Source organism: Shewanella sp. 11B5, assembly GCF_002836795.1.
In the GTDB taxonomy this organism is placed as follows: Bacteria; Pseudomonadota; Gammaproteobacteria; order Enterobacterales; family Shewanellaceae; genus Shewanella; species Shewanella frigidimarina.
The window spans coordinates 1-1,318 of the sequence record NZ_PJAP01000091.1 but is presented as its reverse complement, the minus strand read 5'-3'; the positions used below and the strand labels follow the sequence as shown (position 1 = coordinate 1,318).

The 1,318-nt window shown below is 39.3% G+C and carries 1 protein-coding gene; it reads right to left on the bottom strand.

Features of this window, described 5'->3' with window-relative positions; genetic code table 11:
- Window positions 1–139: 139 nt before the first annotated feature.
- The gene (locus tag CXF78_RS00750) at window positions 140–1,243 is read right to left on the bottom strand and encodes a hypothetical protein (protein WP_011638302.1); all 1,104 of its coding nucleotides are present in this window, start codon (window positions 1,241–1,243) and stop codon (window positions 140–142) included.
- Window positions 1,244–1,318: the final 75 nt, after the last annotated feature.

The following is a 1,318-nucleotide window of genomic DNA, read 5'->3' as shown; positions in this document are numbered from 1 at the left end:
TATTTAATCATTGTTAATTTGTCCTTTACTCAAAGTTTATAAGAATAGATAAAAATAGGCACCGATAAACGAATTTATCGATGCCTAATTAGGTATCACAGGACTGTACGTAGTACTGCTTTATTCAGATCAAAAGTGATTAGAAGTAAAAACCGATATTGATGTTCAAACGTGAATGCCATGATGTATCACCGTTATTGATACCAACGCCTGCACCATCAACAAACCACATATTTTTACCGGCAATCCAATCTACATAAGAATAAAATTTACCTGCAGTGATGGCTACACCAGTCACATTCTGGATAGAATCATCAAGACCTTGACCCGATGCCATCACTTGGCTGTAATCGTTGTAAAAATTCAAATTAGTGATTGGTCCCCAATCAACGTCAACCGATTTAGCAATGTTAACGGTAGCAACATCGGCTTCAGCAGCAATTTCAAATGGATATTGAAATGCACTTAGCGCAATACGTTCACTGTTGTCTATATCATAGTCATAATGAATATATTGTAATTGTAATTGCCATTTTTTCCAGTCAAGTTGCCAATGCGCTGCAGCGGCAAGACCATTGGTGTCTTCACCCACTACGGTAGCTGCATCAGCCATAAAATCTAATTGGCTGTATTGTAATGAACCACCTAACTTATGAGTGACTTCACCAGAAGTAAATTCTCGCTCAACTCGAGCGTTGATTTGTCCTGCCTCTTCATATGGTGAATCGGCTGTTGTGGCCGCATCAAATGAGTAACGATCATAATTAGAACCGTCGCCAATTTCGTCATTAACAAAATAAGCTAAATCGTAACGCCAACCATCTTGTTCATTTTTGTAATGGATACCGGCATCATAATCATCTTCAAAGCCAAGATAATAAGTTGCGCCGAACCAAAATGAATGGGCTGCATAAGGCAATAAACCAAATGGCACTTGGGTTACACCCACTTGCACTGATTGGGCTTCATCAAATTGATAACCCATGTAGGCATGATGAACTACGTCCATGTTTTCATACCAACGATACTGAGCTGAGGCAAAAAGGCCATCTTTGCTCTTATAGTTAACGTCAGCACGGAACAGTTCAAACTCAAGCTTGGAGTTGTTGTCGTAATCTTTCCAACCGTAGTTTACGCGTACTGCACCGCCGATATCGACTTCATCTGTGACTGGTACTGCTGAGGCCGCGAATGGGAACAAGATTAGCGAAGATAAGACGGTGAATTTTTGCCATAACTGCATGAAACATCCTTGAAATAACAATGTTATAAAGCGTGATAAAAATGAGTAACGTATAATATGTTTAGTTACTAGATA

What these genes read in the sequence shown, in the direction of transcription:
- CXF78_RS00750 (WP_011638302.1), bottom strand. Translation starts at nt 1,243, where the DNA reads ATGCAGTTATGGCAAAAATTCACCGTCTTATCTTCGCTAATCTTGTTC.